General features: G+C 65.2%; 23 protein-coding genes. 18 read left to right on the top strand and 5 right to left on the bottom strand.

Annotated features, from left to right (window positions below):
• Positions 1-40 precede the first annotated feature (40 nt).
• Positions 41-454 (bottom strand): YraN family protein, encoded by a 414-nt coding sequence (locus M8744_RS15240; protein WP_251419322.1) that lies wholly within the window; start codon positions 452-454, stop codon positions 41-43.
• Positions 451-1,317, bottom strand: coding sequence for a 16S rRNA (cytidine(1402)-2'-O)-methyltransferase (gene rsmI / locus M8744_RS15235; RefSeq protein ID WP_251419320.1), 867 nt, complete (start codon positions 1,315-1,317; stop codon positions 451-453). Before rsmI ends, M8744_RS15240 begins: the two co-directional genes overlap by 4 nt.
• A gap of 84 nt (positions 1,318-1,401) precedes the next feature.
• Between rsmI and M8744_RS15230 the strand changes: the two genes are divergently transcribed.
• From M8744_RS15230 to murJ, 4 genes are all read left to right on the top strand, one after another.
• Entirely contained in the window at positions 1,402-2,583 is a 1,182-nt protein-coding gene (locus tag M8744_RS15230) for a penicillin-binding protein activator (RefSeq protein ID WP_251419318.1), read from the top strand.
• Entirely contained in the window at positions 2,570-5,365 is a 2,796-nt protein-coding gene (locus M8744_RS15225) for a [protein-PII] uridylyltransferase (RefSeq protein WP_251419316.1), read from the top strand. The genes M8744_RS15230 and M8744_RS15225 overlap by 14 nt, the downstream gene beginning before the upstream one ends.
• A 174-nt stretch (positions 5,366-5,539) precedes the next feature.
• Positions 5,540-5,962: a hypothetical protein gene (locus M8744_RS15220; protein ID WP_251419314.1), complete on the top strand. Its 423-nt coding sequence runs from the start codon at positions 5,540-5,542 to the stop codon at positions 5,960-5,962.
• A gap of 198 nt (positions 5,963-6,160) precedes the next feature.
• Positions 6,161-7,705 (top strand): murein biosynthesis integral membrane protein MurJ, encoded by a 1,545-nt coding sequence (gene murJ / locus M8744_RS15215; RefSeq protein ID WP_251419312.1) that lies wholly within the window; start codon positions 6,161-6,163, stop codon positions 7,703-7,705.
• Positions 7,706-7,744: 39 nt separating this feature from the next.
• Here murJ and M8744_RS15210 read toward each other — a convergent pair whose 3' ends face one another.
• Positions 7,745-8,428 carry a rhomboid family intramembrane serine protease gene (locus M8744_RS15210; protein WP_251419310.1) on the bottom strand — a complete coding sequence of 228 codons (684 nt, stop codon included), beginning with the start codon at positions 8,426-8,428 and terminating at the stop codon, positions 7,745-7,747.
• Between the two features lie 75 nt (positions 8,429-8,503).
• Between M8744_RS15210 and trpS the strand changes: the two genes are divergently transcribed.
• The 14 genes from trpS (at position 8,504) to M8744_RS15140 (ending at position 21,715) form a co-directional block, all read left to right on the top strand.
• On the top strand, positions 8,504-9,550 hold the full coding sequence (trpS, locus tag M8744_RS15205; protein ID WP_251419308.1) for a tryptophan--tRNA ligase: 1,047 nt from the start codon (positions 8,504-8,506) through the stop codon (positions 9,548-9,550).
• A 295-nt stretch (positions 9,551-9,845) separates the two neighbouring features.
• Positions 9,846-11,093: a DUF2157 domain-containing protein gene (locus tag M8744_RS15200; protein ID WP_251419306.1), complete on the top strand. Its 1,248-nt coding sequence runs from the start codon at positions 9,846-9,848 to the stop codon at positions 11,091-11,093.
• A complete protein-coding gene (locus tag M8744_RS15195; protein ID WP_251419304.1) occupies positions 11,090-11,647 on the top strand; it encodes a GDYXXLXY domain-containing protein in 558 nt (185 codons plus the stop codon). The genes M8744_RS15200 and M8744_RS15195 overlap by 4 nt, the downstream gene beginning before the upstream one ends.
• Before the next feature lie 50 nt (positions 11,648-11,697).
• Entirely contained in the window at positions 11,698-12,561 is an 864-nt protein-coding gene (locus M8744_RS15190; RefSeq protein WP_251419302.1) for a branched-chain amino acid aminotransferase, read from the top strand.
• 180 nt (positions 12,562-12,741) lie between these two features.
• Positions 12,742-13,197, top strand: a complete 456-nt coding sequence (locus M8744_RS15185) for a universal stress protein (RefSeq protein WP_251419392.1) — start codon at positions 12,742-12,744, stop codon at positions 13,195-13,197.
• A gap of 142 nt (positions 13,198-13,339) precedes the next feature.
• A complete protein-coding gene (locus M8744_RS15180) occupies positions 13,340-13,903 on the top strand; it encodes a NifU family protein (protein ID WP_251419300.1) in 564 nt (187 codons plus the stop codon).
• Entirely contained in the window at positions 13,893-14,468 is a 576-nt protein-coding gene (gene tsaB, locus M8744_RS15175; protein WP_251419298.1) for a tRNA (adenosine(37)-N6)-threonylcarbamoyltransferase complex dimerization subunit type 1 TsaB, read from the top strand. The genes M8744_RS15180 and tsaB overlap by 11 nt, the downstream gene beginning before the upstream one ends.
• On the top strand, positions 14,458-14,883 hold the full coding sequence (locus tag M8744_RS15170; protein ID WP_251419296.1) for a GNAT family N-acetyltransferase: 426 nt from the start codon (positions 14,458-14,460) through the stop codon (positions 14,881-14,883). The genes tsaB and M8744_RS15170 overlap by 11 nt, the downstream gene beginning before the upstream one ends.
• Positions 14,884-15,084: 201 nt before the next feature.
• Positions 15,085-16,083 (top strand): BMP family lipoprotein, encoded by a 999-nt coding sequence (locus tag M8744_RS15165; RefSeq protein ID WP_251419293.1) that lies wholly within the window; start codon positions 15,085-15,087, stop codon positions 16,081-16,083.
• Positions 16,084-16,201: 118 nt separating this feature from the next.
• The gene (locus tag M8744_RS15160) at positions 16,202-17,848 is read left to right on the top strand and encodes an ABC transporter ATP-binding protein (protein ID WP_251419291.1); all 1,647 of its coding nucleotides are present in this window, start codon (positions 16,202-16,204) and stop codon (positions 17,846-17,848) included.
• Positions 17,849-17,851: 3 nt separating this feature from the next.
• On the top strand, positions 17,852-18,946 hold the full coding sequence (locus M8744_RS15155; protein ID WP_251419289.1) for an ABC transporter permease: 1,095 nt from the start codon (positions 17,852-17,854) through the stop codon (positions 18,944-18,946).
• Between the two features lie 3 nt (positions 18,947-18,949).
• On the top strand, positions 18,950-19,915 hold the full coding sequence (locus M8744_RS15150) for an ABC transporter permease (protein WP_251419287.1): 966 nt from the start codon (positions 18,950-18,952) through the stop codon (positions 19,913-19,915).
• 118 nt (positions 19,916-20,033) lie between these two features.
• Entirely contained in the window at positions 20,034-20,957 is a 924-nt protein-coding gene (locus tag M8744_RS15145) for a sulfite exporter TauE/SafE family protein (RefSeq protein WP_251419285.1), read from the top strand.
• Positions 20,957-21,715: a TIGR02186 family protein gene (locus M8744_RS15140; RefSeq protein ID WP_251419283.1), complete on the top strand. Its 759-nt coding sequence runs from the start codon at positions 20,957-20,959 to the stop codon at positions 21,713-21,715. Before M8744_RS15145 ends, M8744_RS15140 begins: the two co-directional genes overlap by 1 nt.
• 159 nt (positions 21,716-21,874) lie before the next feature.
• Here M8744_RS15140 and M8744_RS15135 read toward each other — a convergent pair whose 3' ends face one another.
• Both M8744_RS15135 and M8744_RS15130 read right to left on the bottom strand, forming a co-directional pair.
• On the bottom strand, positions 21,875-22,594 hold the full coding sequence (locus tag M8744_RS15135; protein ID WP_251419281.1) for an SDR family oxidoreductase: 720 nt from the start codon (positions 22,592-22,594) through the stop codon (positions 21,875-21,877).
• Positions 22,591-24,120, bottom strand: coding sequence for an ATP-dependent DNA helicase (locus M8744_RS15130; RefSeq protein WP_251419279.1), 1,530 nt, complete (start codon positions 24,118-24,120; stop codon positions 22,591-22,593). The genes M8744_RS15135 and M8744_RS15130 overlap by 4 nt, the downstream gene beginning before the upstream one ends.
• Positions 24,121-24,265: the final 145 nt, after the last annotated feature.

Genomic DNA, 24,265 nt, shown 5'->3' with positions numbered 1-24,265 from the left:
CGTCACCTGTTTAATGACGCAAGCCGCGAGCAGAGGCAAATCAGAAGTCCCCGAAGGCGTTTTCAAGCACGCGCACGGCGCCCTGCTTGTCCACCACGGCCAGGTCGAAACGCATGGGTGTTAACGACCCCTCGGGCTGCGTTCCGGCGAATTCTTGCGCAGCCGTGCAGATACGCCCGACCTGGCGCTGCGACAGCGATGCAATCGCACGGTCGAAATCGCGCGCTGCCTTCACCTCGACAAAGACAAGGCCGGTTTCATCGCGCATCACCAGGTCGATTTCGCCCCCCTGGCCACGCCAGCGCCGCGCCAGCAGGCAAGCCCCGGCCTCGCGGTATAGACGCGCAACCCGGTCTTCGGCAGCCGCCCCCGCCAAATAGGCCCGTTGGCCACGGGCCCGACGCGCGGAAATCGGCTGGGCCAGTTGGGCGTGAGGGTCGAAATGCTGCGTCATGAGGTGTCCCGCTCCAATTTGAGGGCCAGTTGATAGACCTTGCGCCGTGGCAGCCCGGTTTCGGCACTGATCCGGTCGGCCGCGTCCCGCACAGAATGGTCTATCAGCGCCTCCTTAACCAAGCGTTCTAGATCATCTTCATTAACAGTTTCCGAATCCGCCCGGTCCACCAGCACCACGATTTCACCGCGCGGCGGTGTCTGGGCGCAGCCCTCGGCCAGTTCCTGCAGTGTTCCGCTGCGAATCTCCTCGAATTTCTTGGTCAATTCGCGGCACAACCGCGCCTCGCGCGCTGGCCCCAGAACCTCGGCCGCGTCACGCAGCATCGCGGCCACCCGCTTGGGCGATTCGTAGAATACGAGCGTTGCTGGCACATCGCACAGGCGCTTCAGCGCGGATTTCCGCTGACCGCTGGCATTGGGAAGGAACCCCTCGAACAGGAAACGGTCGGTTGGCAGCCCGGCAATGCTCAGCGCGGTGATCGCCGCCACCGGCCCAGGCGCTGCGGTTACCGGGTGGCCCGCGGCGCGCGCGGCGCGCACCAGATCGAATCCCGGGTCGGCGACCAGCGGCGTGCCCGCCTCGGACGCATAGAGAACGGCACGGCCTTCTTCCAGCCAGTGCAGCAATTTCGGGCGCATCCTGGCCCCGTTGTGCTCGTGATAGGCGACCATCGGTCGCTCGCCCGGCGGCACGCCATGAATCTCCATCAGCTTGCGCAAGCTGCGCGTGTCCTCGGCCACCAGCACATCGGCCGAGGCCAGCAGGTCGAGGGCCCGCAACGTGATGTCGCGCGCATTCCCCAAGGGCGTCGCGACCAGGTACAACCCCGGCGTCAACACGCGCTTTTCCCAATTCTGCACTAGACCCATCCCCCATGGCGTTTATTATCGCCCCAAATCGCAGGCGGCCAAGCTGCTGCCATGACCGAGGGAGCTTTGCCATCCATGTTTGCTGTTTTGTCCTCTGCCCGCAAGGTGCTGTGGCGCGCCATAGCCTTGATGTCCATCACCTGGCTCGCCGCCTGCCAGACCGCGTCTGTCATGGGGCCGGCCGGCGGCCCTACGATCAACCCCCGGGCACCGGTTCCGGTCGCGCTGCTCGTGCCGCGCGGCAGCGAAAATTCGGGGGACGACGCGCTGGCGGACTCGCTTGAAAACGCCGCGCGCCTGGCAATTTCCGACCTGGACGGCGTCGCCATCGATTTGCGCGTCTACAGCACGGCGGGCAACGCCGCGCAGGCGCAACAGGCCGCCCAGCAGGCAGCCGGCGATGGCGCGCGTATCATTCTTGGCCCGGTCTATGCCGAATCCGCCAACGCCGTGGCCGTCGCCATGGAACCGAGAAACATCAACGTCCTGTCCTTTTCGAACAACAGCACGATCGCGGGCGGCAACCTTTGGGTTCTCGGGCCGACGTTCCAGAACACGGCCGACCGCCTTGTGTCCTATGCCCGAAATCAGGGCAAATCGCGCTTTGTCGTGGCACATTCCAACAATGTTTCGGGCCAGTTGGGCAAGCAGGCGATCCAGCAGGCCGTCAGCGCCAACGGCGGAACACTGGTGGGCGCGGTCTCGCATGATTTCTCGCAAGAGGGTGTGGTCAACGCCGTGCCGCAAATCGTGTCGTCCGCGCGTTCCGGCGATGCCGACGCCGTGTTCATGACGGCCAACTCGGCCGGCGCACTGCCCTTGCTGACGCAGATGCTGCCCGAAGCCGGGCTGGGCCCCGATGTCACGCAGTATATCGGCCTGACCCGTTGGGACATCCCGCCGCAAACGCTGGACCTGCCGGGCGTTCAGGGGGGCTGGTTCGCAATGCCCGACCCGAACAAGAGCGCGGCCTTCCGCAGCCGGTACCAGGCGGCAAACGGCAACACGCCGCATCCCATCGCCGGCCTGGCCTATGACGGGATCGCCGCCATCGGCGCCCTGGTCAAGACAAGCGGCCGCGACGCGCTGTCGGGCTCGTCACTGACCCAAAGCGCGGGGTTCCAGGGCACGGGTGGCATTTTCCGCCTGCTTCCCGACGGCACCAACCAGCGCAGCATGGCCATCGCAACGATCCGCAACAAACAGGTGGTTGTGATTGACCCAGCCTCGAACACCTTCGGTGATGCCGGTTCCTGATACCGGGCGGCTGCCGTTCACGCCCGATATCCTGCCCGCGCCGCCGGATGAGTTGATCTGCGCGCCCGAGGCCGTGTTCGACGGCCCCGCCGTGTATGGCGCCCTCGCCCGCGCGCTGGACGGCACGCCCGACGATGACGCGCGCAGCGTGATCGTGCAGGTTTTGATGGACGCGCTGAAACTGGGGCGCAAGGCCATCGCGGATGCCTTTGCGGCGCGGCCATTCGCGGCGCGCCCGGCCGTCAGCGCCTATACTTGGCTGACCGATTGCGTCGTCACGACCGCGCTGCAGCTTTCATCGCGCGTGCTGCATGCCAACGCCACCCCCACCAAGGGCGAGCGGCTGGCGCTTTTTGCCGTGGGCGGCTACGGCCGCGGCGAAATGGCGCCGCAATCGGATGTCGACCTGCTGTTCCTGACCCCTACCAAGATCACCGCCTGGGCCGAAAGCGTGATCGAGTCGATGCTTTACATCCTGTGGGATCTGCGGCTGAAGGTCGGCCATTCCAGCCGCACGATCCGCGATTGCATCCGGCTCGGGTCTGACGACTACACGATCCGCACCGCGCTGCTGGAGCATCGCTGGCTGGGCGGCGATGCCGAGCTGGCACAAGAGCTTGACCGCCGGCTCTGGGACGAGCTGTTCCTGGGCAGCGCCTCGGATTTCATCGAGGCCAAGCTGGCCGAACGCGACAGCCGCCATGTCAAGCAGGGCGAACGCTACGTGGTCGAGCCCAACGTGAAGGAAGGCAAGGGCGGGCTGCGCGACCTGCAAACGCTGTACTGGATCGCGAAATACGTTCACCGCGTGCAAAAGGTCGAGGATTTGGTGCCATTGGGCGTGTTCCTGCCCGACGAATTCGACACGTTCAACCAGGCCGAAACATTCCTGTGGGCCGTGCGGTGCCACCTGCACCTGATCACCGGCCGCCCGACCGACCAGCTCACGTTCGACATGCAGGTCGAGGTTGCAGCACGCATGGGATATACCGACAAGGCCGGGCGCCGCGCGGTCGAGCATTTCATGCAGGATTACTTTCGCCACGCGACAGCCGTGGGCGACCTGACCCGCATCTTCCTGACCAAGCTCGAGGCCGACCACACCAAGGGCGCGCCGCTGCTGGAGCGCATCTTTCGCCGCCGCCGCCGTGTCAAACCGGGCTACCAGGTGGTGCATGGCCGCCTGGCCATCGCCGACAATGCCGACTTCCTGTCAGACAAGCTGAACCTGCTGCGCCTGTTCGAAGAGGCGCTGCGCACGGGCATGTTGATCCATCCCGACGCGATGCGGCTGGTCACCGCCAACCTGCACCTGGTCGACGACGACATGCGCAACAACCGCGAGGCGCGGCGCATCTTCCTTGATCTGCTGCTGAAACATGGCAACCCCGAACGCGCGCTCAGGCGCATGAACGAGCTGGGCGTGCTTTCGGCCTTCATCCCCGAATTCGAACCGATCGTGGCAATGATGCAATTCAACATGTATCACAGCTACACGGTCGACGAACACACGATCCAGTGCATCCGAGTCCTTAGCGAGATCGAGCATGGCGACCTGACCGAGGAACTACCCGTCGCCAGCAGCATCCTGCAAGAAGGCGTGAACCGCAAGGTTCTGTATGTCGCGTTGCTGCTCCATGACATCGGCAAGGGCCGCGACGAGGATCATTCGGTCCTGGGCGCACAGATCGCGCGCAAGGTGGCGCCAAGGCTGGGGCTAAACCGCAACGATTGCGACACGGTGGAATGGCTGGTGCGCTATCACCTGCTGATGTCGGACATGGCGCAGAAGCGCGACCTGTCCGATCCGCGCACCCTGCGCGACTTTGCCAAGGCGGTGAAAACCCGTAAGCGGCTTGACCTGCTCACGGTGCTGACGGTCTGCGACATCCGCGGCGTCGGCCCCGGCACCTGGAACAACTGGAAGGCCATGCTGCTGCGGCAGTTGCACCGCGAAACCGCCCGCGCGCTGGAACACGGGCTCGAAGAGCTGAACCGCGAGAACCGCGGCACCGAGGCCCGCCGCACCTTGCGTGCCGCGCTGGATGGCTGGGAACCCGCCGCGATCAAGCGCGAAACATCCCGCCACTACCCACCCTATTGGCAGGGGCTCGACACCGCGACGCAGGTGGTGTTCGCCAACCTGCTGCGGGATCTGCCGGATAGCGAGGTGGGCATCGACCTTGCCATCGACGAAGACCGCGACGCCACCCGCGCCTGTTTCGCGCTGGCCGACCACCCCGGCATCTTTTCGCGCCTCGCCGGCGCGCTGGCGCTGGTGGGCGCAAACGTCGTCGACGCGCGCACCTATACCTCGAAAGACGGGTATGCCACCGCCGTGTTCTGGGTGCAGGACGGCGACGGCAGCCCCTACGAGGCCGAACGCCTGCCCCGCCTGCGCCAGATGATCCACAAGACGCTGAAGGGCGAGATCAAGACGACCGAGGCGATCCGCACCCGCGACAAGATCAAGAAGCGCGAACGCGCCTTCCGCGTGCCCACCTCGATCACCTTCGACAACGAAGGCTCGGAAATCTACACCATCATCGAGGTCGACACCCGCGACCGCCCCGGCTTGCTGTTCGACCTGACGCGCACGCTGGCCAACAACAACGTCTACATCGCCTCGGCCGTCATCGCGACCTACGGCGAACAGGTGGTCGATACCTTCTATGTCAAGGACATGTTCGGGCTGAAATTCCACAGCGACCCCAAGCAGAAGGCGCTGGAGAAAAAACTGCGCGAGGCGATCACGCAAGGGGTGGAACGCGCCACGGCGTGAGGGCGCGAAGAACGGCCCCTTGTCGACGCCTCCCCAGGCCGCTTCGCGCCAAACAGCAACGTCGTTGACCAGGGCGGCATGGCCAGTCGAAAAGCCATTTGGCATGTGCAGGACCGCAGGTTAGGCTGACGAAAACCGGCGCAACAGGCGCTGCACGGGCATTCGGAGGCAGGCATGGTGATATTTCTCAAGTTTCTACATTTCGCCGCGCTGGCTCTTGCACTGGGCGGCGGGGTGGCAAACATCGTGCTGGGCCGCCAACTCGCCACCGCCGAGGGTGCGGCCAAACCCGTGGTCACCGCTGCACAACGCACATTGGCGCGTGTCTCGGCGTTGTCGCTGCTGGTGCTTTGGGTCACCGGAATCGGGCTGGTCTACGCCTATTACGGCGGCTGGTCGGGGTTCGGAACGGCCTTCTGGGGCAAGATCGCGGTCGCGGCAATCCTGACGGTCAACATGGGCGTCGCCCAGCACCTGATGAGCCATGCGCGCAAGTCGGGAACACCGCCACCAAAGGCGGTCAGGGCGATGGGGCTGGCTGGGCCCGTGCTGCTTCTGGTGATCGTCGCGCTGGCAACGATGGCCTTTTCTTACTGACCCACCACCGGGCTTGGCACGGGATCGGGTCTGCGACGGTCTCTCTTCTGCCGCTCGCAACACGAGACCCGAACGACCGCTCCGCCCCCGTCTTGCCGGTGATTGCCCGGCTGCTTTGCGGCCCTCTACCCTCACCCACCCTTCCCCCGCCCCCCGTGATCCGCTAAACCGCGTCCATCCTGTTGCGAAGGGCCCCGCATGAAACCCATCCGCCTGATGGCCGGCTTTCTTACCGTCGGTTTCTGGACACTCGCCAGCCGCGTCCTGGGCTTCGTGCGCGAGGTTCTGATCCTGGCCTATATCGGGCCCGGCCCGGTGATGGACGCTTTTGTCGCCGCCTTCCGCCTGCCCAACATGTTCCGTCGCTTCTTTGCCGAGGGCGCCTTCAACGCAGCCTTCGTGCCCATGTTCTCGAAGAAATACGAAGGCGAGGAAGACCCCCAGCAATTCGCCCGCGACGCGTTCAATGGGCTGGCGCTCGTGGTGCTGGCACTGACCGGGCTGGCGATGGTATTCATGCCCGCGCTGGTCTGGGCCACGGCCGAGGGCTTCGTGGACGACGAGCGGTTCGAGTTGACCGTGGGCTATGGGCGCATCGTTTTTCCCTACATCCTGTTTATGTCGCTGGCGGCGCTGTTCTCGGGCATCCTTAACGCCACCGGCCGTTTTGCCGCCGCCGCAGCAGCGCCGGTGCTGCTGAACATTTTCGTCATCGTGGCGATGATCGTGGGCGCCCAAACGGGCGGGCCGGTCATCCTGTGGCTGCTCTGGGCCATTCCGCTGGCCGGCATCGCCCAACTCGCCCTTGTCTGGGGCGCGGCGCGCAAGGCGGGCATATCCGTCGTACCGGGTCGCCCCCGCTGGACGCCCGACATGAAACGCATGATCGTGGTAGCGGTGCCCGCGGCGCTGGCCTCGGGCGTTCTGCAGGTCAACCTTCTGGTTGGACAGCTTGTCGCGTCGAGCACGCCGGGCGCGCTAAGCTGGCTTTACGCCGCCGACCGTCTTTATCAATTGCCGCTGGGCGTGGTGGGCATCGCGGTGGGCGTGGTGCTTTTGCCCAGCCTGTCACGGCACCTCAAGTCGGGTGACGATGCCGCCTCGCGCGCCGCGTTCAGCCGCGCCGGCGAAATCAGCCTGGCGCTGACCCTGCCGGCAGCGGTGGCGCTGGTGGTGGTGCCGCTGCCGCTGGTCTCGGTTCTGTATGAACGCGGCCAGACCACCAGCGACGACAGCGCCGCCATCGCCGTGGTAGTGGCGATATACGGCCTCGGGCTGCCCGCCTTCGTCATGCAAAAGGTGCTGCAACCCCTGTTCTTCGCGCGCGAGGACACGCGCCGCCCGTTTCACTATGCTGCGGTCGCGATGGTGGTGAACGCGGTGCTGGCGGTCGGGCTGTCGTTTGTCATCGGCTGGATCGCAGCCGCCATTGCGGCCACCGCCGCAGCCTGGGTGCAGATGTGGCTTTTGCTATGGGGCGCGCGCGACATGGGCCCGGTCGCCCGGTTTGACGCACGCTTTCGCCGGCGGTTGTGGCGCATCGGTCTGGCCAGCGCGCTTATGGGCGCGGTGCTTTGGGGGGCGATGCTGGTGCTGGGGCCGCTCTTCGGCATGGACGGGGTGCGCTACGTCGCGCTGGCATTGCTGATCGGTGCGGGCATAACCAGTTATTTCACCGTCGCCCACCTGATCGGCGCGTTGCCCATGTCGGACATCCGGCAAGCCTTGCGCCGCAGGGCCTGACGCGGCCAACGGCCATCGCCCACTTCACCGGCGCGGAGGTCAGTCGTGGCGCAGCCGCGCGCGTAGCCGCGCCCAACCGCCGGGCACCAGAACGATGGTCGCGGCAAACCCCGCGAAGAACCCAACCAGGTCGGCCAGCCAGGTGGCATCGGCCCCGAACAGCAGGCCGAAAACCAGCTTGATCCCCATCAGGAACCCGATCAGCACAAAGGCCCGCGCCCCGTTCGAGCCGGAACTGACCAGCCGCACGTAAAGCAGGTAGGTAAACGCTCCGATCAGCCCGTAAACGCCGGGAAACCCGCCCACCAGCCAGGGCTGCGCCGTGACCAGCAACCCATGTGCCAGCGCCCCGGTGACCGTGCCCAGCGCGAACACCGCCAGCACCGCCCATTGCGCCAGCACCTCGGCCACGAACTTGCCCATCGCCAACAGCATGACACCCACGAACAGCGCGTGGGTGAACGAGCCATGCACGAAAGCATAGGTCACGAACCGCATCAGGTGCTCGGGCGGGTAGCGGCCTTGCCCCAGCATCCAGGTAAACACGTCCGACGAGAACCCGTAATCCTGGATCGCGGCCAAGCGCCACCCCACGGCCTGCGGCCCGCCGATCAGCCCCGCCTGGCCAAGCGAAAACACCGCCTCGACCCCGATGATGGCAATGAACAGCGCGGTCACAACCGGCGGCAGCGGATTCACGGGGCTGATTATCGGGTCTTGCATCTGGTGCCTCGGCTTGACGGTGCTTTGGGGCATGGGTAAGCCACCAGCACCCATAAATCCAGACGGAGAGCGACCATGTCCGACGCGACACAGGCGCAGGCCCAGACCACCGCGCGTTTCACGCCCCGTGTATTTTCCGGCATCCAGCCCTCAGGCGGGCTGACGCTGGGCAATTACCTTGGCGCGATCAAGCGGTTCGTGGACATGCAGGAACAGGGAATCGAAACCATCTACTGCGTCGTCGACATGCACGCCATCACCGTCTGGCAAGAGCCCGACGCGCTGCGCCGACAGACGCGCGAACTGGCCGCGGGTTATCTTGCCGCCGGGCTCGACCCGTCGAAATCCATCCTGTTCAATCAAAGCCAGGTGCCCGAACATGCGCAACTTGGCTGGGTCTTCAACTGCGTTGCGCGCATGGGCTGGATGAACCGCATGACGCAATGGAAGGACAAGGCCGGCAAGAACGCTGAAAAGGCCTCGCTGGGGCTGTTTGCCTATCCGTCGCTGATGGCCGCCGACATCTTGTTGTACCACGCCACCCATGTGCCCGTGGGCGAGGATCAGAAACAGCATGTCGAGCTGACGCGCGACATCGCGGCCAAGTTCAACAACGACTACGGCGTGGAGTTCTTTCCCCTGTCCGAGCCGGTGATCGAAGGCGCCGCCACCCGCGTCATGAGCCTGCGCGACGGCTCCAAGAAAATGTCGAAATCCGATCCCTCGGACATGAGCCGCATCAACATGACCGACGATGCCGACACCATCGCGAAAAAGATCCGCAAGGCGAAAACCGACCCCGAGCCGCTGCCCGAAACGCCCGACGGGCTGGAAGACCGCCCCGAGGCGCGCAACCTGGTGCGTATCTACGCCGCGCTGGCCGAAACCACGCCGCAGGCCGTGCTGGCCGAGATGGGCGGCAAGCAATTTTCCGAGTTCAAGCCCGCGCTGGTGGACCTGGCCGTCGACAGGTTGGCGCCCATCTCCGAAGAGATGAGCCGCCTGATGCAAGACCCCGCCGAGATCGACAGCATCCTGGGCCGCGGCGCCGACCGCGCGCGTCAGATCGCAACGCCGATCCTGCAGCGTACCTATGACATCGTCGGCATGATCCGGGGCTGAGCGGCAGGTTTTACAAAAGCGTTACGGCCATGTCACGGAATCGACGTGGCCCAGGCATAGTGGGGTTGGCGGCCGCTACGGCTGGCCATTGGCTGGCGCCGGTCCCCTGTTTCAGCGCCAACCATCCCATACTCGCCTGACGGGGCCATCCGGCACCTGATGCACCAAGTTCATTTCATGAAGCTCCCCGGCGCCACAGGCGTCGGGGTTTTTCGTGCCGGTGGCCTGGCAGCGCGGGCTTTACCCGGCTTTCAACAAGGTGTTTGCTGCTACAAAACAGAATGGACCCAGAGCCATGCAATGGAAAAGCCGCGCCGCAACCCTGTCCGAGGCCGTGAATGACTGGGCCGCGCGGGGGCTTTTGCCCGATGACACCGCGCAAACCCTGCACACCGATATCGCTGCCCGGTCGCACGGGTGGGATTTTCGCACGCTTCTCGTCATCTTCGGGGTGCTCTGCCTTGGGCTGGCGGCGATAACCTTTGTCGCCGCCAACTGGCCTGACATTCCCCGCCCCGCCCGCCTGGCCCTGATCGGCGGCACGCTGTGGGCTGCGTGGATCGGCACGATCTGGGCCGGGCGGCGCGGCGCGCTGCGCTGGTTCGAGGGGTTGAGCCTGCTGGCCTGCGCACTCTACGGCGCCGCAATCATGCTGGTGGCCCAGCTTTACCACATTCAGGGCGCGCCGGTGGATGCGGTCTGGCTGTGGGCGCTGGGCACGCTGATCGCGGCCGCGCTGTTGCGCGCCACGATGCCGCTGGCCTTGGCGATTGGCCTGTTTTTCCTGTGGTTCGCCCTGTCGCTTGAACGCGATTTCGGCCAGGTGAACTTGGTTTATCTAGGCTGGTGGCTGCTGGGCGCGCTGGCGGCGGGTATGCTTCCCAGCCGCTTTTGCGGGCACCTGTCCGCGCTTGCGCTGATCGGCTGGGTCGGGGTCTCGCTCATCCAGAAAGAGGCCGAGGTGACGCTGACCATGCTGGCCACGGGCGGTGCTCTGGTGGTGGTCGCGCTCGTGCTGGCCTCGCAGGCGGCAGGTCGCTGGCTACGCGGGTTCGAAAGTGCCGCGCTGTTTTATGCACTGGCGCTGGCATCGGCCCTGGTGGTGGGGCTGCACGTGACGGTGGCCGATTTCGTCATGGCCGCGCCGGGTGGGGGCGCCGTGCTGCTCATCGCACCGCTGGCCTGCCTTTGCGTCGCGCTCTGGGGCTTCATGCAAGGCTTGGCCACGCGCTACGACCTGTGGATAACGGCAGGGGCGGCGACGCTCTTTACGATCGTGTTCGGCATCTGGCCGCACCAATGGCTGACCGCCGGTTTCGCGCTGGCGCTGTTCGTATGGATCACCCGCATGGGCTGGCGCCTGCATCTGCGACGGCTTCGCGTGCTGGGCATCATGGGCTTCGTCGCGATGTTGCTGATCCTTTACGCGCAAACCCTGGGCAGCCTGATCGGCACTGCCGGGTTCTACCTTGGTGCGGGGCTGATCCTGCTGGCGGGCGCGCTGATTGCCCCGCGCCTTGTCAGGAAAAGGGCACGGTCATGATCCGCCTGTCGCGCAAGATGATCCTGCCCGCCGCCCTGCTGGCCGCGCTGTTCCAGACCGGCACGGTGGGCAAGATGGTGGTCGAACGCAACACCCTGCTGCGCGAGGGCACCGAGGTTTGGCTGGAAACCGGGTTCGTCGATCCGCGCGACCTGTTTCGCGGCCATTACGTGACCCTGCGGCTGGCGATCAGCCAGATCGAAAAGGCCAATGTCGAAGCTGCCGAACTGCCCGGTCCCGGCCAGCCTGTCTGGGCCGAGTTGGCACAGGGTGAAAACCGGTTCTGGCAGGTCACGCGCCTGCACGCCGCACCGCCCGACGCCCCGCAAAGCCCCGTGTTGCGCGGCACCCTGACCGGCAGCCACGGCGACAGCTACTGGATCGACTTCCCGGTTGATCGCTACTTCGCGCCAAAGGCCGAAGCGCTGGAATTCGAGGCGTTGCGCCAGGATGGCAAGCTGGGCGTTGTCCTGGCGCTGGCCCCCGATGGCAGCGCCGCGATCAAGGGGCTGACAATGGCGGGCGACGTAATCTACAGCGAACCGCTTTACTAGCCCGGCTTGCCTGCTAAAGTCGCGCCGCAGCTAAACAGGGGAGCAATCAGATGGCAGCCGGAACCAATATCCGCACCTATTTCGACGGCAAGTGGCACGAGGGCGATGCCATGATCATTCGCGCTGCCGACCACGGCGCATGGCTGGGCTCGGGCGTGTTCGACGGAGCACGCTACGTCAACGGCATTGCGCCCGACCTCGCGGCCCATTGCGCCCGCGTCAACCGTTCGGCACGGGCACTGGGGCTGAACCCGACCGTCGCCGCCGACGACATGGTGCAGATCGTGTGGGATGGCCTGGCCGCCTATGCAAAGGATGCCGCCGTCTATATCCGCCCGATGTACTGGGGCATAAACGGCGACGTGACGGCCATCGTGCCCAGCGAAGAAGAGACCGGCTTTGCCGTCTGCCTCGAAGAGATCCCCATGGCCCCCGAAACCGCCACCACCACCCTTGGGCAAACGCGTTTTCGCCGCCCCGTGCTGGAAAGCGCGGTGGTAAACGCCAAGGCCGGCTGCCTTTACCCCAACAACGCCCGGATGCTGCGCGAGGTGCGCGCGCGCGGCTTTGGCAACGCGCTGGTGGCCGACGCCATGGGCAACGTGGCCGAAAGCGCCACGGCCAACGTGTTCATGGTGCGCGATGGCGAGGTGTTCACCCCCATCGCCAACGGCACCTTCCTGGCCGGCATCACCCGCGCGCGGCACATGGGCAACATGCGCGACGACGGGATGAAGGTGCATGAATCCGTCCTGACCTTCGATGATTTCCGCAACGCCGACGAGGTGTTCCTGTCGGGCAACATGACCAAGGTCACGCCCGTCACCGCGTTCGAGGACACCCAGTACCAGGTCGGCCCCGTCACCCGCCGCGTGCGCGAAATGTACTGGGACTGGGCGCATTCCACCGCCTGATCGCGCTGCCCGCGGCCGGGAAAAGCGGGCTGGCGGGCAGAACGGATCACACCCGTTATCGCGGCCGAGGCACATATGGGTCTGCCCGCGGGGTGGCCCATCATGCCATTGGCCGCCCGCAACCCGTTATTGCCACCGCCGCACCCTTGCGCCATGATCGCGCAGCAGGAGGCCCGACAGATGCGCAAGTTCATGGTGGTGCTGGATGACAGCCGCGAATGTCTCAACGCGATGCGGTTCGCGGCGATGCGCGCGGCCAAGTCAGGTGGCGGTGTCGAAATCCTTTCGGTCATTCCGCCGGAAGAGTTCAACCACTGGATCGGCGTCAGTGACATCATGCGCGAAGAAGCGCGCGAGCGTATCCACGCCCATTTCGAGGTCTTCGCCAAGTGGATGCGCGACAAGCAGGGGATTGACCCGAACCTCGTGATTCGCGAGGGCGAGCCCGTGACCGAAATACTGGCCCAGATCCGCGAAGACCCGGAAATCGGCGTGCTGGTGCTGGGCGCGGGCACCGACAAGAAAGGCCCCGGCCCGCTTGTCAGCCAGCTCAGCAAGAACGCCGGAACCCTGCCAGTGCCCGTGACAATCGTGCCGGGCGACCTGTCAAAGGAGCGCCTGGATTCGATCACCTGAGCACGCGCCGCGCTCCTCCACGAAAGCCCGGCAAGCCGCACCCACGCCACCCCCGGCCCCTTACTTAGAATCGTTCCAAACCTTGACTCGCGCGGCCCGCGCGCGCATATCCAAGGTGACCCGGAAAAAAGGTGTAAACCGAATGTTCATTCAAACAGAATCCACGCCCAACCCCGCAACGCTCAAATTCCTGCCCGGTCAAGCCGTGCTTGATGCCGGCACGGCGGATTTCCCCAGTGCCGACGCTGCGGGCAACTCGCCGCTGGCCTCCCGCATTTTCGCGGTCGACGGCGTGACGGGCGTGTTTTTCGGCACCGACTTCGTCACCGTCACCAAGGGCGAAGCCGTGGACTGGGACCATATCAAACCCGCCATCCTGGGCGCGATCATGGAACATTACCAATCGGGTCAGCCCGCCATGACCGGCGAAGATCAGCCCGGCTCGGGCCATGCCGATCACGAGGGACCGGATTCCGAGGTGGTGGGCCAGATCAAGGAACTGCTCGATACGCGCGTGCGCCCCGCCGTTGCGCAAGATGGCGGCGACATCACGTTCCACGGCTTTGACCGGGGCGTTGTCTACCTGCACATGCAGGGTGCCTGCGCGGGCTGCCCCTCCTCGACCCTGACCCTGAAGATGGGCATCGAGAACCTTCTGCGCCACTACATCCCCGAAGTGACCGAGGTGCGCCCGGTTGCCGTCTGACCCGACGATACTGGCATTCGATACATCGGCGGCGCATTGCGCCGCCGCTTTGCTGTCGAGTGGGCGCATCGCCGTGCAGCGCTCCGAGGAGATGGGCCGCGGGCAAGCCGAACGGCTGATGCCGCTCCTGCAAGAGGTGATGGACAGCGCCGGTGTAAAATGGGCCGACCTGTCCCGTATCGGCGTCGGCGTGGGTCCCGGCAATTTCACGGGTATTCGCATTTCCGTGGCCGCCGCGCGCGGGCTTGCGCTGTCGCTGGGCGTGCCGGCCATCGGGGTTTCAACATTCGACGCGATCCGCCACCGCGTGCCGCGGGCCCGCGCCGCCGTGCCCGCCCCGCGCGACCAGGTTTATCTTGATGACAGCACAGGCCCGCGCCTTGTGCCGCTGGCACAGGCCGGCCAGGTCGACATGCCCCCGGCTCCGGCCGATCTGGCCGCCGCCATCGCGGGTGTCGCGGCCATCGCGCCTGCCGACAGCCCCGCGCCCGCCCCCCTTTACATCCGTGCCGCCGATGCAGCCCCAGCGCGCGACGCGCCGCCGGTCATCCTCGATGACGCCTGAGGCGTTGGCCCGGCTGCACGCCGCTGCCTTCACCCATCCCCGGCCCTGGGCGGCACGGGAATTTGCCGCCCTGCTCGAAAGCCCGCATGTCTTTGCCGTCGGTGACGGCCGCGCTTTCGCCCTTGGCCGCGCCATCGCCGGCGAGGCCGAGCTGCTGACCATCGCCACCGATCCCGCCCATCGCCGCCACGGGCTGGGGCGCCGAACGCTCGATGCCTTCCATGCCGCCGCCTGCGAACGCGGCGCAACCACCGCCTTTCTCGAAGTGGCCGCCGACAACGCGGCGGCACGCGCGCTTTACGCCGGCGCCGGCTACACGCAAACCGGCCATCGACCGGGCTATTACACGCCGGCCGACGGGCCCAATATCGACGCGATCGTGATGGCGCGCGCCCTACCCGATCCCGCCGGGTAAACCCGGCCACCGTCGGCGGCGGTCGCCCATTGGCGCTGGCGCCGGTTGCCCGCACGTAACCCTGGGTCAGGCTCCGCCCCATGCGACAAACGGCGAGATTTCGGTTGACCCGTTCGGCCCGTCGCGGCCTTAATCGGGGCTGGAACGGCACAACCGGGGCGGCGCACACCCGCACGCCCCGCAACCAACTGGGAGAGGCAGATGACCTTGATGAAAACGCTTCTTGGCGCGACGGCTTCGCTTGCGCTTACCGCCGGTGCGGCGCTGGCAGATCCCGCGCTCATCTTCGACCTTGGCGGCAAGTTCGACAAATCCTTCAACGAGGCCGCCCATAACGGCGCCCAACGCTGGGGCGAGGAAACCGGCGGCAGCTACAACGAAATCGAACTGCAATCCGCCGCACAGCGCGAACAGGCGCTGCGCCGCTTTGCCGAAGCCGGGTTCAACCCGGTGATCACCATGGGCTTTGCCATGGCCGACCCGCTGTCCAGCGTGGCGCCTGATTATCCCGACACCAAGTTCGTGGCGATCGATGTCACCTGGCTCGAAGCGCCCAACGTGCGCCAGATCGGCTTTGCCGAACACGAAGGCTCGTACCTTGTCGGCATGATGGCGGCCATGGCCTCGGAATCCGATACCATCGGCTTTATCGGCGGCATGGATATCCCGCTGATTCGTCATTTCGGCTGCGGCTACGCGCAGGGCGCAAAGGCGGTGAACCCCGATATCGAGATCATCGCCAACATGACCGGCACCACGCCCGAGGCTTGGAACGACCCGATCAAGGGCTCGGAACTGACGGTTAACCAGATCGCCCAGGGCGCCGACGTGATCTATGCAGCGGCCGGCGGCACGGGCGAGGCCGTGCTGCGCACCGCCGCCGACGAAGGCATCCTGTCGATCGGCGTCGACAGCAACCAGAACCACCTTTTCCCGGGCAAGGTGCTGACCTCGATGCTCAAGCGCGTCGATGTCGCCGTCTACGACGCGATGAAGGCCGGGGAAGACCTTGAAACCGGGGTTTTCAACATCGGGCTGGCCGAAAACGGTGTGGGCTATGCGCTGGATGAACACAACGCCTCGCTTGTCAGCGACGAGATGAAGGCCACGGTCGACGCCGCGCGCCAGCAGATCATCGACGGCGAAATCAGCGTGGCCAGCTATTATGAAAACGACAGCTGCCCGGCGCTGACATTCTGACCGACAAGGGCGGGCCGCACCGCGCGGCCCGCCTTCGCGCATCGGCCCTTTCGGGGCCTTTCCGCGCAAAAAGCCCGGCACGGGCTTGAAAAGCGCGCCCGAGCCCACGGATGACCCAATGACCGTCCCCGCCATCGAACTTATCGGTATTTCCAAGTCCTTTGGCCCCGTGCAGGCCAACAAGGATATCGCGATCCGCGTCGAGCGTGGCACGATCCACGGCATCATCGGCGAGAACGGCGCGGGCAAATCCACGCTGATGTCCATCCTCTACGGCTTTTACAAGGCCGACGCAGGCGAGGTCTTCATAAGCGGGCAAAAAACCGAGATTCCCGACAGCCAGGCCGCGATCGCCGCCGGAATCGGCATGGTGTTCCAGCACTTCAAGCTGGTGGAAAACTTCACCGTGCTGGAAAACGTAGTGCTGGGCGCCGAAGATGGCCGCCTGCTGCGCCCCTCGCTGGCCAAGGCCCGGCGCGAGCTCAAGGCCCTGGCCGACGATTACGGGCTCAATGTCGACCCCGACGCGGTGATCGAAACCATCGGCGTCGGCCAGCAACAGCGGGTCGAGATCCTCAAGGCGCTGTACCGGCAGGCCGACATTCTGATCCTCGATGAACCCACCGGCGTTCTGACGCCCGCCGAGGCCGATCAGCTTTTTCGTATCCTCGGGCGGCTGCGCGACGAGGGAAAGACCATCATCCTGATCACCCACAAGCTGCGCGAGATCATGGAAATCACCGACAGCGTCAGCGTCATGCGCCGCGGCCAAATGATCGCCACCGTCAAGACGGCCGACACCACGCCGACCGAACTGGCCGAGCTGATGGTGGGCCGCAAGGTGTTGCTGCGCGTCGACAAGACGCCCGCCCGCCCCGGCGACCCCGTGCTTGAAATCGAGGGGCTTTCCGTGACCGACAGCGCCGGCGTGGCACGGCTGAACGACGTCTCGCTGACCCTGCGCAAGGGCGAAATCCTCGGGCTTGCCGGGGTTGCGGGCAATGGCCAGTCGGAATTGCTCGAAGTGCTCGGCGGTATGCGCGAGGGCCGCGGCACCGTAAGGCTGAACGGCAAGCCCCTTGCGCTGTCGGGCCCGGATGCCGACGGGCAGGCCCGGCGTGCCGCAGGCATCGGCCACGTCCCCGAAGATCGCCAGCGCGAGGGGCTGGTGATGCCCTATTCGGCCTGGGAAAATTCGATTTTCGGCTATCACCGCGACAGCCGCTGGCAAAATGGCCCCCTGATGGACAACGCCAGCATCACCGCCAATGCCCGCGAACAAATGGAGCGCTTCGACGTGCGCCCGCCCGACCCGACCCTGGCAGCCAGGAATTTCTCGGGCGGCAACCAGCAGAAAATCGTCGTCGCCCGCGAGATCGACCAGGGCCCCGACCTACTGCTGATCGGCCAGCCCACCCGCGGCGTCGATATCGGTGCGATCGAATTCATCCACCAGCAGATCATCGCGCTGCGCGACCAGGGCAAGGCAATCCTGCTGGTCTCGGTCGAACTTGACGAGATCCTGTCACTGTCCGACCGCGTGGCGGTGATGTTCGACGGCAAGATCATGGGCGAAGGCCCCGCCGACAGCGCCACGCAATCCGGGCTGGGCGGGCTGATGGCCGGGCTTGCGGGCGATGACACGCAGGCCATGGCCAACTGGACCCTGTCCGCCGACGCCACCCGCCAGGTCGGCACGCCCAGCGTGGAAAAAATCGAGGCCCAGCTGGCCGAGAAACACGCCGACGCCAGCAAGGAGGTCTGAGCCATGGAAAGAATGCCCTCCTGGGCCGATGCCCTGCTGGTACCCCTGATCTCGCTGCTGTTGGCCGCGTTCATCTCGGCCCTGGTGATCGTCGCCATCGGCGAAGACCCGTTGGCCGCCGTGGTTCTGATGGTCAAGGGTTCGCTCGGCTCGACCTATGGCTGGGGCTACACGCTCTATTACGCGACGAATTTCATGTTCACCGGGCTGGCGGTCGCGGTGGCCTTTCACGCGCGCATGTTCAACATCGGCGGCGAAGGGCAGGCCATAGTGGGCGGGCTGGGGGTGGCGTTGGTCTGCCTTTACCTGCCGCTACCGCATTGGACCGTGGCATTGCTGGTGGCCACGCTGGGCGCCGCCGCGTTCGGCGCGGCCTGGGCGCTGATCCCGGCCTGGCTGCAGGCCAAACGCGGCAGCCATATCGTGATCACCACCATCATGTTCAACTTCATCGCCGCCTCGCTTCTGAACTACATGCTGGTCAACGTGCTGCGCCCGCCCCGCGCGCAAGACCCGGCCACCGCGCGCTTTCCCGAGGCCACGAACCTGCCCACCCTGCACGAGCTGCTTGCCCCGCTGGGCATCGAGTTTTCCAAGGCCGCGCCCGCCAATGTCACGCTTATCCTGGCACTTTTGGCCTGCCTGCTGGTGTGGCTGCTGATCTGGCGCACCCGGCTGGGCTATGAAATCCGGGCTTTCGGCCATTCATCCACCGCCGCGCGCTATGCCGGGATCAACCCGGTGCGCATCACCGTGCTGACGATGCTTGTTTCGGGCGGGCTGGCCGGGATGATGGCGCTGAACACCACCATGGGCGAGGCCGAGCGGCTGATGCTCAACTCGGTCGAAGGGGCGGGCTTCATCGGCATCGCCGTGGCGCTGATGGGCCGCAGCCATCCGCTGGGCGTGTTGATGGCCGCGATCCTGTTCGGGTTCCTTTACCAGGGCGGGGCGGAACTGGCGCTCTGGACGTCGATCCCGCGCGAGCTGATCGTGGTGATCCAGGCGCTGGTGATCCTGTTTACCGGCGCGCTCGACAACATGGTGCGAATGCCGCTGGAACGGCTGTTTCTCGCCACGCGCCGGAAAAAGGGCTGACCGATGGATTTTACCACCGCGCTGCAAATTCTCGATTCAACCGTGCGCCTGTCCACGCCGCTTTTGCTGGCCTGCCTTGCGGGGCTGTTCTCCGAACGCTCGGGCATCTTCGATATCGGGCTTGAGGGCAAGATGCTCATGGCAGCCTTCATTTCGGCGGCCTTCGCCTTCACCACCGGCTCGGTCTGGCTGGGGATGCTGGCCGCCATCGTCGCGTCAATGGCCCTTTCGGCTTTGCATGGCCTGGCCTCGATCACCTTTCGCGGCAACCAGTTGATATCGGGCGTCGCCATCAACTTTCTGGCCGCGGGGCTGACGGTGCTGATCGCGCAGAACTGGTTCGGGCTGGGCGGCCGCACGCCCTCGCTGGAAACAGGCGCCCGGTTCGAATCGTTGACCCTGCCGCTGGCCGACAGCCTTGCCGGCGTGCCCGTTCTGGGCCCCATCTATGCCGAGCTGATATCGGGCCATACCCTGCCGGTCTATTTCGCCTTTGCCTGCGTGCCCGCCACGTGGTGGGTGCTGTATCGCACGCGGTTCGGCCTGCGGCTGCGCGCCGTGGGCGAAAACCCCGCAGCCGTCGATACCGCCGGTGTCTCGGTCATCGGCATGCGCTATGCCGCCGTGGCCATTTGCGGGCTCTTGTGCGGCATCGCGGGGGCCTACCTCGCCACGGCGCTTCAGGCCGGGTTCATCAAGGACATGACGGCCGGGCGCGGCTACATCGCGCTGGCGGCCCTGATATTTGCCAAGTGGCGGCCCTGGTACGCGCTGGTGTCCTGCCTGCTGTTCGGCTTTCTGCAAGCCGTCGCGCTGCGCTATCAGAATATCGAGCTGGGCCCCATCACCCTGCCGGGGCAATTCATGGATGCCCTGCCCTATATCCTGACCGTGGTGATTCTGGCCGGCTTCGTGGGCCGCGCCATTCCGCCCCGCGCGGGTGGCGAGCCCTATGTGAAGGAACGGTAACAAAAAACCGGCACATCGCACCAGTTTGGCCCCGGCGATAAGACCAGAATATCAAATGGCCCCCATAAGGGGGCAGGCCGTGCTTGCAAAACGATGCGCGGCGGCGCTAACCATAGATATGTACGTCTACCTGCCCATTGCCGAGGTTTCGGTCCATGCAGTCCTGCTCCTGGGTTTGGGCGGGCTGGTTGGCGTTTTGTCCGGCATGTTCGGGGTGGGTGGCGGTTTCCTGATGACGCCGCTGTTGTTCTTCATCGGTATTCCACCCGCTGTCGCCGTGGCGACCGAGGCAAACCAGATCGTCGCCTCCTCCTTTTCGGGCGTGCTGGCGCATCTGCGACGAAAGACAGTCGATTTCCGAATGGGCACGGTGCTCCTGGTGGGGGGGCTGGTCGGTGCCGCGCTGGGGGTTGTTCTGTTCAACTACCTGAAATCGCAGGGCCAGGTCGATTTGCTGGTGCGGCTTTGCTATGTCGTTTTCCTGGGTGTTGTCGGCGGCCTGATGTTTTTCGAAAGCCTGCGCGCCATCCGCCGCAGCCGTGCCGCGGGCGGCACGCCACCCCCGCGCCGCCGCCAACGCACCCTGGTGCACACGCTGCCCTTCAAGATGCGATTCCGCACCTCGGGGCTGTACATATCGGTCATTCCACCGCTTGTCGTCGGCGTGGCCGTGGGCGTGCTGGCGGCGATCATGGGCGTGGGCGGCGGGTTCATCATGGTGCCCGCGATGATCTATCTCCTTGGCATGCCCACCAAGGTCGTGGTCGGCACATCGCTGTTCCAGATCATATTCGTCACCGCCTTTACCACGCTGCTTCACGCCACGACGAACTATACCGTCGACATGGTGCTTGCGGTGCTCTTGCTGATCGGCGGGGTGATCGGCGCCCAGGTCGGCACCCGGATCGGCGTCAAGATGAAGGCCGAGCAGTTGCGCATATTGCTGGCATTGATGGTGCTTGTCGTGTGCGGCAAGCTGGCGCTCGACCTTCTGTTGCAACCGGCCGAGCTGTATTCCATCGGCGCAGTGGGCGCGCACTGATGCGCGTGCTGGTCGCCATCCTGCTCTGCCTCGTGGCGCTGCCCCTGCGCGCCGAAGAGGTCGTGCTGGGCCTCAGCCAGAACCGCATTTCCATCACCGCAAATTTCGACGGCTCTGAGATCCTGATCTTCGGCGCGGTGAAACGCGAAACGCCGCTGCAAGACGAACCGCTTGAGGTGATTGTCACCATCGCAGGCCCCTCGCAGCCCCTGACAGTGCGCCGCAAGGACAGGCGCGCGGGCATCTGGGTGAACAACGCAGCGATGGAAATCGACTCCGCCCCCTCGTTCTATGCCGTCGCCACCTCGGCACCGCTGCACGAGGCGCTTACCGAAACCGAGGATCTGCGCCACCGCGTCACGATTCCCCGCGCCATCCGCGCGGTCGGCGCACCGCTCGAGATCGGCAATGCAGCCGCCTTTACCGAGGCGCTGATCCGCATCCGCACGAAATCGGGCCTCTACCAGACGCTCGAAGGCGCGGTAGAGCTGCGCGAACAAACGCTTTTTTCAACCGGCATCAGCCTTCCCGCCAACCTGACCGAAGGCGATTACGCCACGCGCATCTTCCTGACCCGCGATGGCGAGGTTATCAGCCAGTATGGAACGATCATCACGGTGAACAAGGTCGGATTGGAAAGGTTCCTTTACAACCTGTCGCGCGAGCAGCCGCTGATCTACGGCCTGCTGTCTCTCGCCATCGCGATTCTGGCGGGCTGGGGCGCGTCGGCCGCCTTCACGATGCTGCGCCAAAGCTGAACACGCGGCCGCCCTCGGGCGGCGAGCACATCGCACCGGCGCTTGATGCCGCCGGATGGTCGCACCGCCCAAACCTTACCGCCGCGTTAACAAGACTCGCCGCGCGGTCTGCTGCAGAAAGCGCGCAGTCTTTGCATGTATATAGCGGCCCTAAATATATCAACCGCGCCCGATATAGGGCATTTTCGTTGCCATGATCGTCATAAATTGCACGTTGGCCTCGGGGCCCAACTCCGCCATCTGGCGCACCGCCCGCGACACGTCGGACACATCCATATGGGGCGGTGGATTGTCGGGGTTCTGGTCGATGATGCCTTGCAAAAGATCGGTCAGCGCATTGCCGATATCGATCTGTCCGCAAGCAATATCAAAGGCCCGCCCATCCAGTGACAGGGTTTTGGTCAACCCGGTAATTGCATGTTTTGTCGTTGTATAACAAACCGATAGCTCGCGCGGGGTGTGGGCGCTGATCGAGCCGTTATTGATGATCCTTCCCCCTTGCGGCCGTTGCGCCCGCATGATCCGAAACGCCGCTTGCGCGCAAAGAAACATGCCATGCAGGTTCACGTCGACCACCTGCCGCCACTCGTCGAATGACAGGTCGTCGATGGTGGCCGCGCGCCCGAACATTCCCGCGTTGTTGAACAGCACGTCCAGTCGTCCTGCACGCGCCACGAAGCTGTCGAACGCCGCGCTGACAGCCTGCGGTTCGGTGACGTCACACGGCAAAACAACCGCATTTTCAAAGCCTTGCGTAACACGGGCCAGCTTGTCCTCGCGCCGTGCGATCAGACCGACATGCCAACCTGCCTCCAGAAACTCGCGCGCGCAATCCGCCCCGATCCCGGCGCTGGCCCCGGTGATGACGATGGTTTTCATTCCTCGGCCTCCAATGCCAGCGGCGCTGGTTTCACCGCCGCCTTCAGATCATCCACGCGCAGCGGATAAGTGGGCTTTTTCAAACGGTTACGCACCACCCAGAACAGCCGCTCCTGTGCGCGTGTGACGGCCACGTAGGCCAACCGCTTCCACAAGGGCTGGCCGGCCTCGCTGCGCCCCATCCGCGCGGCGGCCCACAGGTCGGGCGCGAACACCTGCACATCTTCCCATTGGCTGCCCTGCGCCTTGTGGATCGTCACTGCCGCCCCGTGCAAGAACGCCGCCCCCATATTGGCCGCGAAAGGGATAAAAGGTTCTTCTTCCTCGGGTTTTTCGATCTTCACGATGCTGGCGGCGCTTACCTGCGGGTCTTCCGCCCCCATCACGTGCAGGCGCGAAAACCCCGGTTTCCGCCCCGGCCCAAGGTAGATTACCTGCGCCCCCTTGATCAGCCCCCGCGCTTCGAGGTCCAGCCGCTTCTTGCGGTGCTTCAAGGGCAGTTCGATACCGTCACAGACCAGCGGCTCGCCCTCCAGCAAGGCGTCCTCGGGCGCGCCATGGACCCTGCGAAACGCGTTGATCAGGCGAATACGCGTGGCATTGCGCCAGACCAGCACAGGGCTGCGCGCCATAAGGTCAACCTCTACCCGCTCGGCCCAGACCACCCGATCATCGGCCCGCGCACGGTCTTGAATCATGGCCTCGAAATCCTCGAACCCAAGGTCGGGGTCGGCCAGCGCATGGGCAAGATCGAGGATCGGGTTGTCCGCATCCTGCCGGTGAATACGGTGCAATTCCAGCTTGGCTGGGGCGGGCAGGCTTTCAAAGACCATCCCGCCCGGAGCATTCACCGGGGCCAGCTGCGCGGGGTCGCCGAAAAGAACGAGGGTTGGGAAAATCTCTTTTAAATCATTGAATTGCCGCTCGTCCAGCATCGAGGATTCGTCGATAAACCCTATATCCAGCGGCTCTTCGCGGCGCTTCCAGCCAGTGATGAAATCGCTGCCACGCAGGCCGGCAGCGGCCAAGGCGCCGGGCACCGATTTCTGCGTCTGGAAAAACGCCCAAGCGCGGTCAAGCGCCTGCTCGGTCAGCCCCTCGATATCCGGTTTTTCACCATTGCCGGTCAGCCATTCGGCGATGCGTTCATATTCCGGGTCGTAGACGGGCGTGTACAGGATGCGGTGAATGGTCGTGGCGGGCACGCCCCGCATCCGCAGAACGCTGGCGGCCTTGTTGGTGGGGGCCAGGATCGCCAGGGTGCGCCGATCCTTGCGCTTGCGCCCCTCGTAATCGCCCGAGATCGTGTCAACGCCCGCCGCCTCCAGCGCCTTGACCAACTGGGCCAGAAGCAGGGTCTTGCCCGAGCCCGCCTTGCCCAGAACGGCCATGACCCGTGATTTGCCCGGCGCCAAGGGCGTCAGACTGCCGTCCTCGATATCCACACCAACGCCGCGCAACGCCTCGGCGATATTGTCGAAGGCGGCGGCCTGATCTTCGGAAAAGGTAATGGCTGGAACGGTCATGGCGCGACCCTATACCGCCGCTCCGCCAAGGGCCAGAGCACCCATGCGGGACGGCGGGCGGGGCGATGGGCGCAGCCCGAGCGCCTGCCCGGCCCGCAAGAAAAGCCCGCGCCCCCGCATAGGGACACGGGCCGAAACCATCGCC

The organism is Lutimaribacter degradans (genome assembly GCF_023703375.1).
In the GTDB taxonomy this organism is placed as follows: Bacteria; Pseudomonadota; Alphaproteobacteria; order Rhodobacterales; family Rhodobacteraceae; genus Lutimaribacter; species Lutimaribacter degradans.
This window is presented reverse-complemented; position numbering and strand designations above follow the sequence as displayed.

What these genes read in the sequence shown, in the direction of transcription:
- M8744_RS15240 (WP_251419322.1), bottom strand. Translation starts at nt 454, where the DNA reads ATGACGCAGCATTTCGACCCTCACGCCCAACTGGCCCAGCCGATTTCC.
- M8744_RS15230 (WP_251419318.1), top strand. Translation starts at nt 1,402, where the DNA reads ATGTTTGCTGTTTTGTCCTCTGCCCGCAAGGTGCTGTGGCGCGCCATA.
- M8744_RS15225 (WP_251419316.1), top strand. Translation starts at nt 2,570, where the DNA reads ATGCCGGTTCCTGATACCGGGCGGCTGCCGTTCACGCCCGATATCCTG.
- M8744_RS15220 (WP_251419314.1), top strand. Translation starts at nt 5,540, where the DNA reads ATGGTGATATTTCTCAAGTTTCTACATTTCGCCGCGCTGGCTCTTGCA.
- murJ (WP_251419312.1), top strand. Translation starts at nt 6,161, where the DNA reads ATGAAACCCATCCGCCTGATGGCCGGCTTTCTTACCGTCGGTTTCTGG.
- M8744_RS15210 (WP_251419310.1), bottom strand. Translation starts at nt 8,428, where the DNA reads ATGCAAGACCCGATAATCAGCCCCGTGAATCCGCTGCCGCCGGTTGTG.
- trpS (WP_251419308.1), top strand. Translation starts at nt 8,504, where the DNA reads ATGTCCGACGCGACACAGGCGCAGGCCCAGACCACCGCGCGTTTCACG.
- M8744_RS15200 (WP_251419306.1), top strand. Translation starts at nt 9,846, where the DNA reads ATGCAATGGAAAAGCCGCGCCGCAACCCTGTCCGAGGCCGTGAATGAC.
- M8744_RS15195 (WP_251419304.1), top strand. Translation starts at nt 11,090, where the DNA reads ATGATCCGCCTGTCGCGCAAGATGATCCTGCCCGCCGCCCTGCTGGCC.
- M8744_RS15190 (WP_251419302.1), top strand. Translation starts at nt 11,698, where the DNA reads ATGGCAGCCGGAACCAATATCCGCACCTATTTCGACGGCAAGTGGCAC.
- M8744_RS15185 (WP_251419392.1), top strand. Translation starts at nt 12,742, where the DNA reads ATGCGCAAGTTCATGGTGGTGCTGGATGACAGCCGCGAATGTCTCAAC.
- M8744_RS15180 (WP_251419300.1), top strand. Translation starts at nt 13,340, where the DNA reads ATGTTCATTCAAACAGAATCCACGCCCAACCCCGCAACGCTCAAATTC.
- M8744_RS15170 (WP_251419296.1), top strand. Translation starts at nt 14,458, where the DNA reads ATGACGCCTGAGGCGTTGGCCCGGCTGCACGCCGCTGCCTTCACCCAT.
- M8744_RS15165 (WP_251419293.1), top strand. Translation starts at nt 15,085, where the DNA reads ATGACCTTGATGAAAACGCTTCTTGGCGCGACGGCTTCGCTTGCGCTT.
- M8744_RS15160 (WP_251419291.1), top strand. Translation starts at nt 16,202, where the DNA reads ATGACCGTCCCCGCCATCGAACTTATCGGTATTTCCAAGTCCTTTGGC.
- M8744_RS15155 (WP_251419289.1), top strand. Translation starts at nt 17,852, where the DNA reads ATGGAAAGAATGCCCTCCTGGGCCGATGCCCTGCTGGTACCCCTGATC.
- M8744_RS15150 (WP_251419287.1), top strand. Translation starts at nt 18,950, where the DNA reads ATGGATTTTACCACCGCGCTGCAAATTCTCGATTCAACCGTGCGCCTG.
- M8744_RS15145 (WP_251419285.1), top strand. Translation starts at nt 20,034, where the DNA reads ATGTACGTCTACCTGCCCATTGCCGAGGTTTCGGTCCATGCAGTCCTG.
- M8744_RS15140 (WP_251419283.1), top strand. Translation starts at nt 20,957, where the DNA reads ATGCGCGTGCTGGTCGCCATCCTGCTCTGCCTCGTGGCGCTGCCCCTG.
- M8744_RS15135 (WP_251419281.1), bottom strand. Translation starts at nt 22,594, where the DNA reads ATGAAAACCATCGTCATCACCGGGGCCAGCGCCGGGATCGGGGCGGAT.
- M8744_RS15130 (WP_251419279.1), bottom strand. Translation starts at nt 24,120, where the DNA reads ATGACCGTTCCAGCCATTACCTTTTCCGAAGATCAGGCCGCCGCCTTC.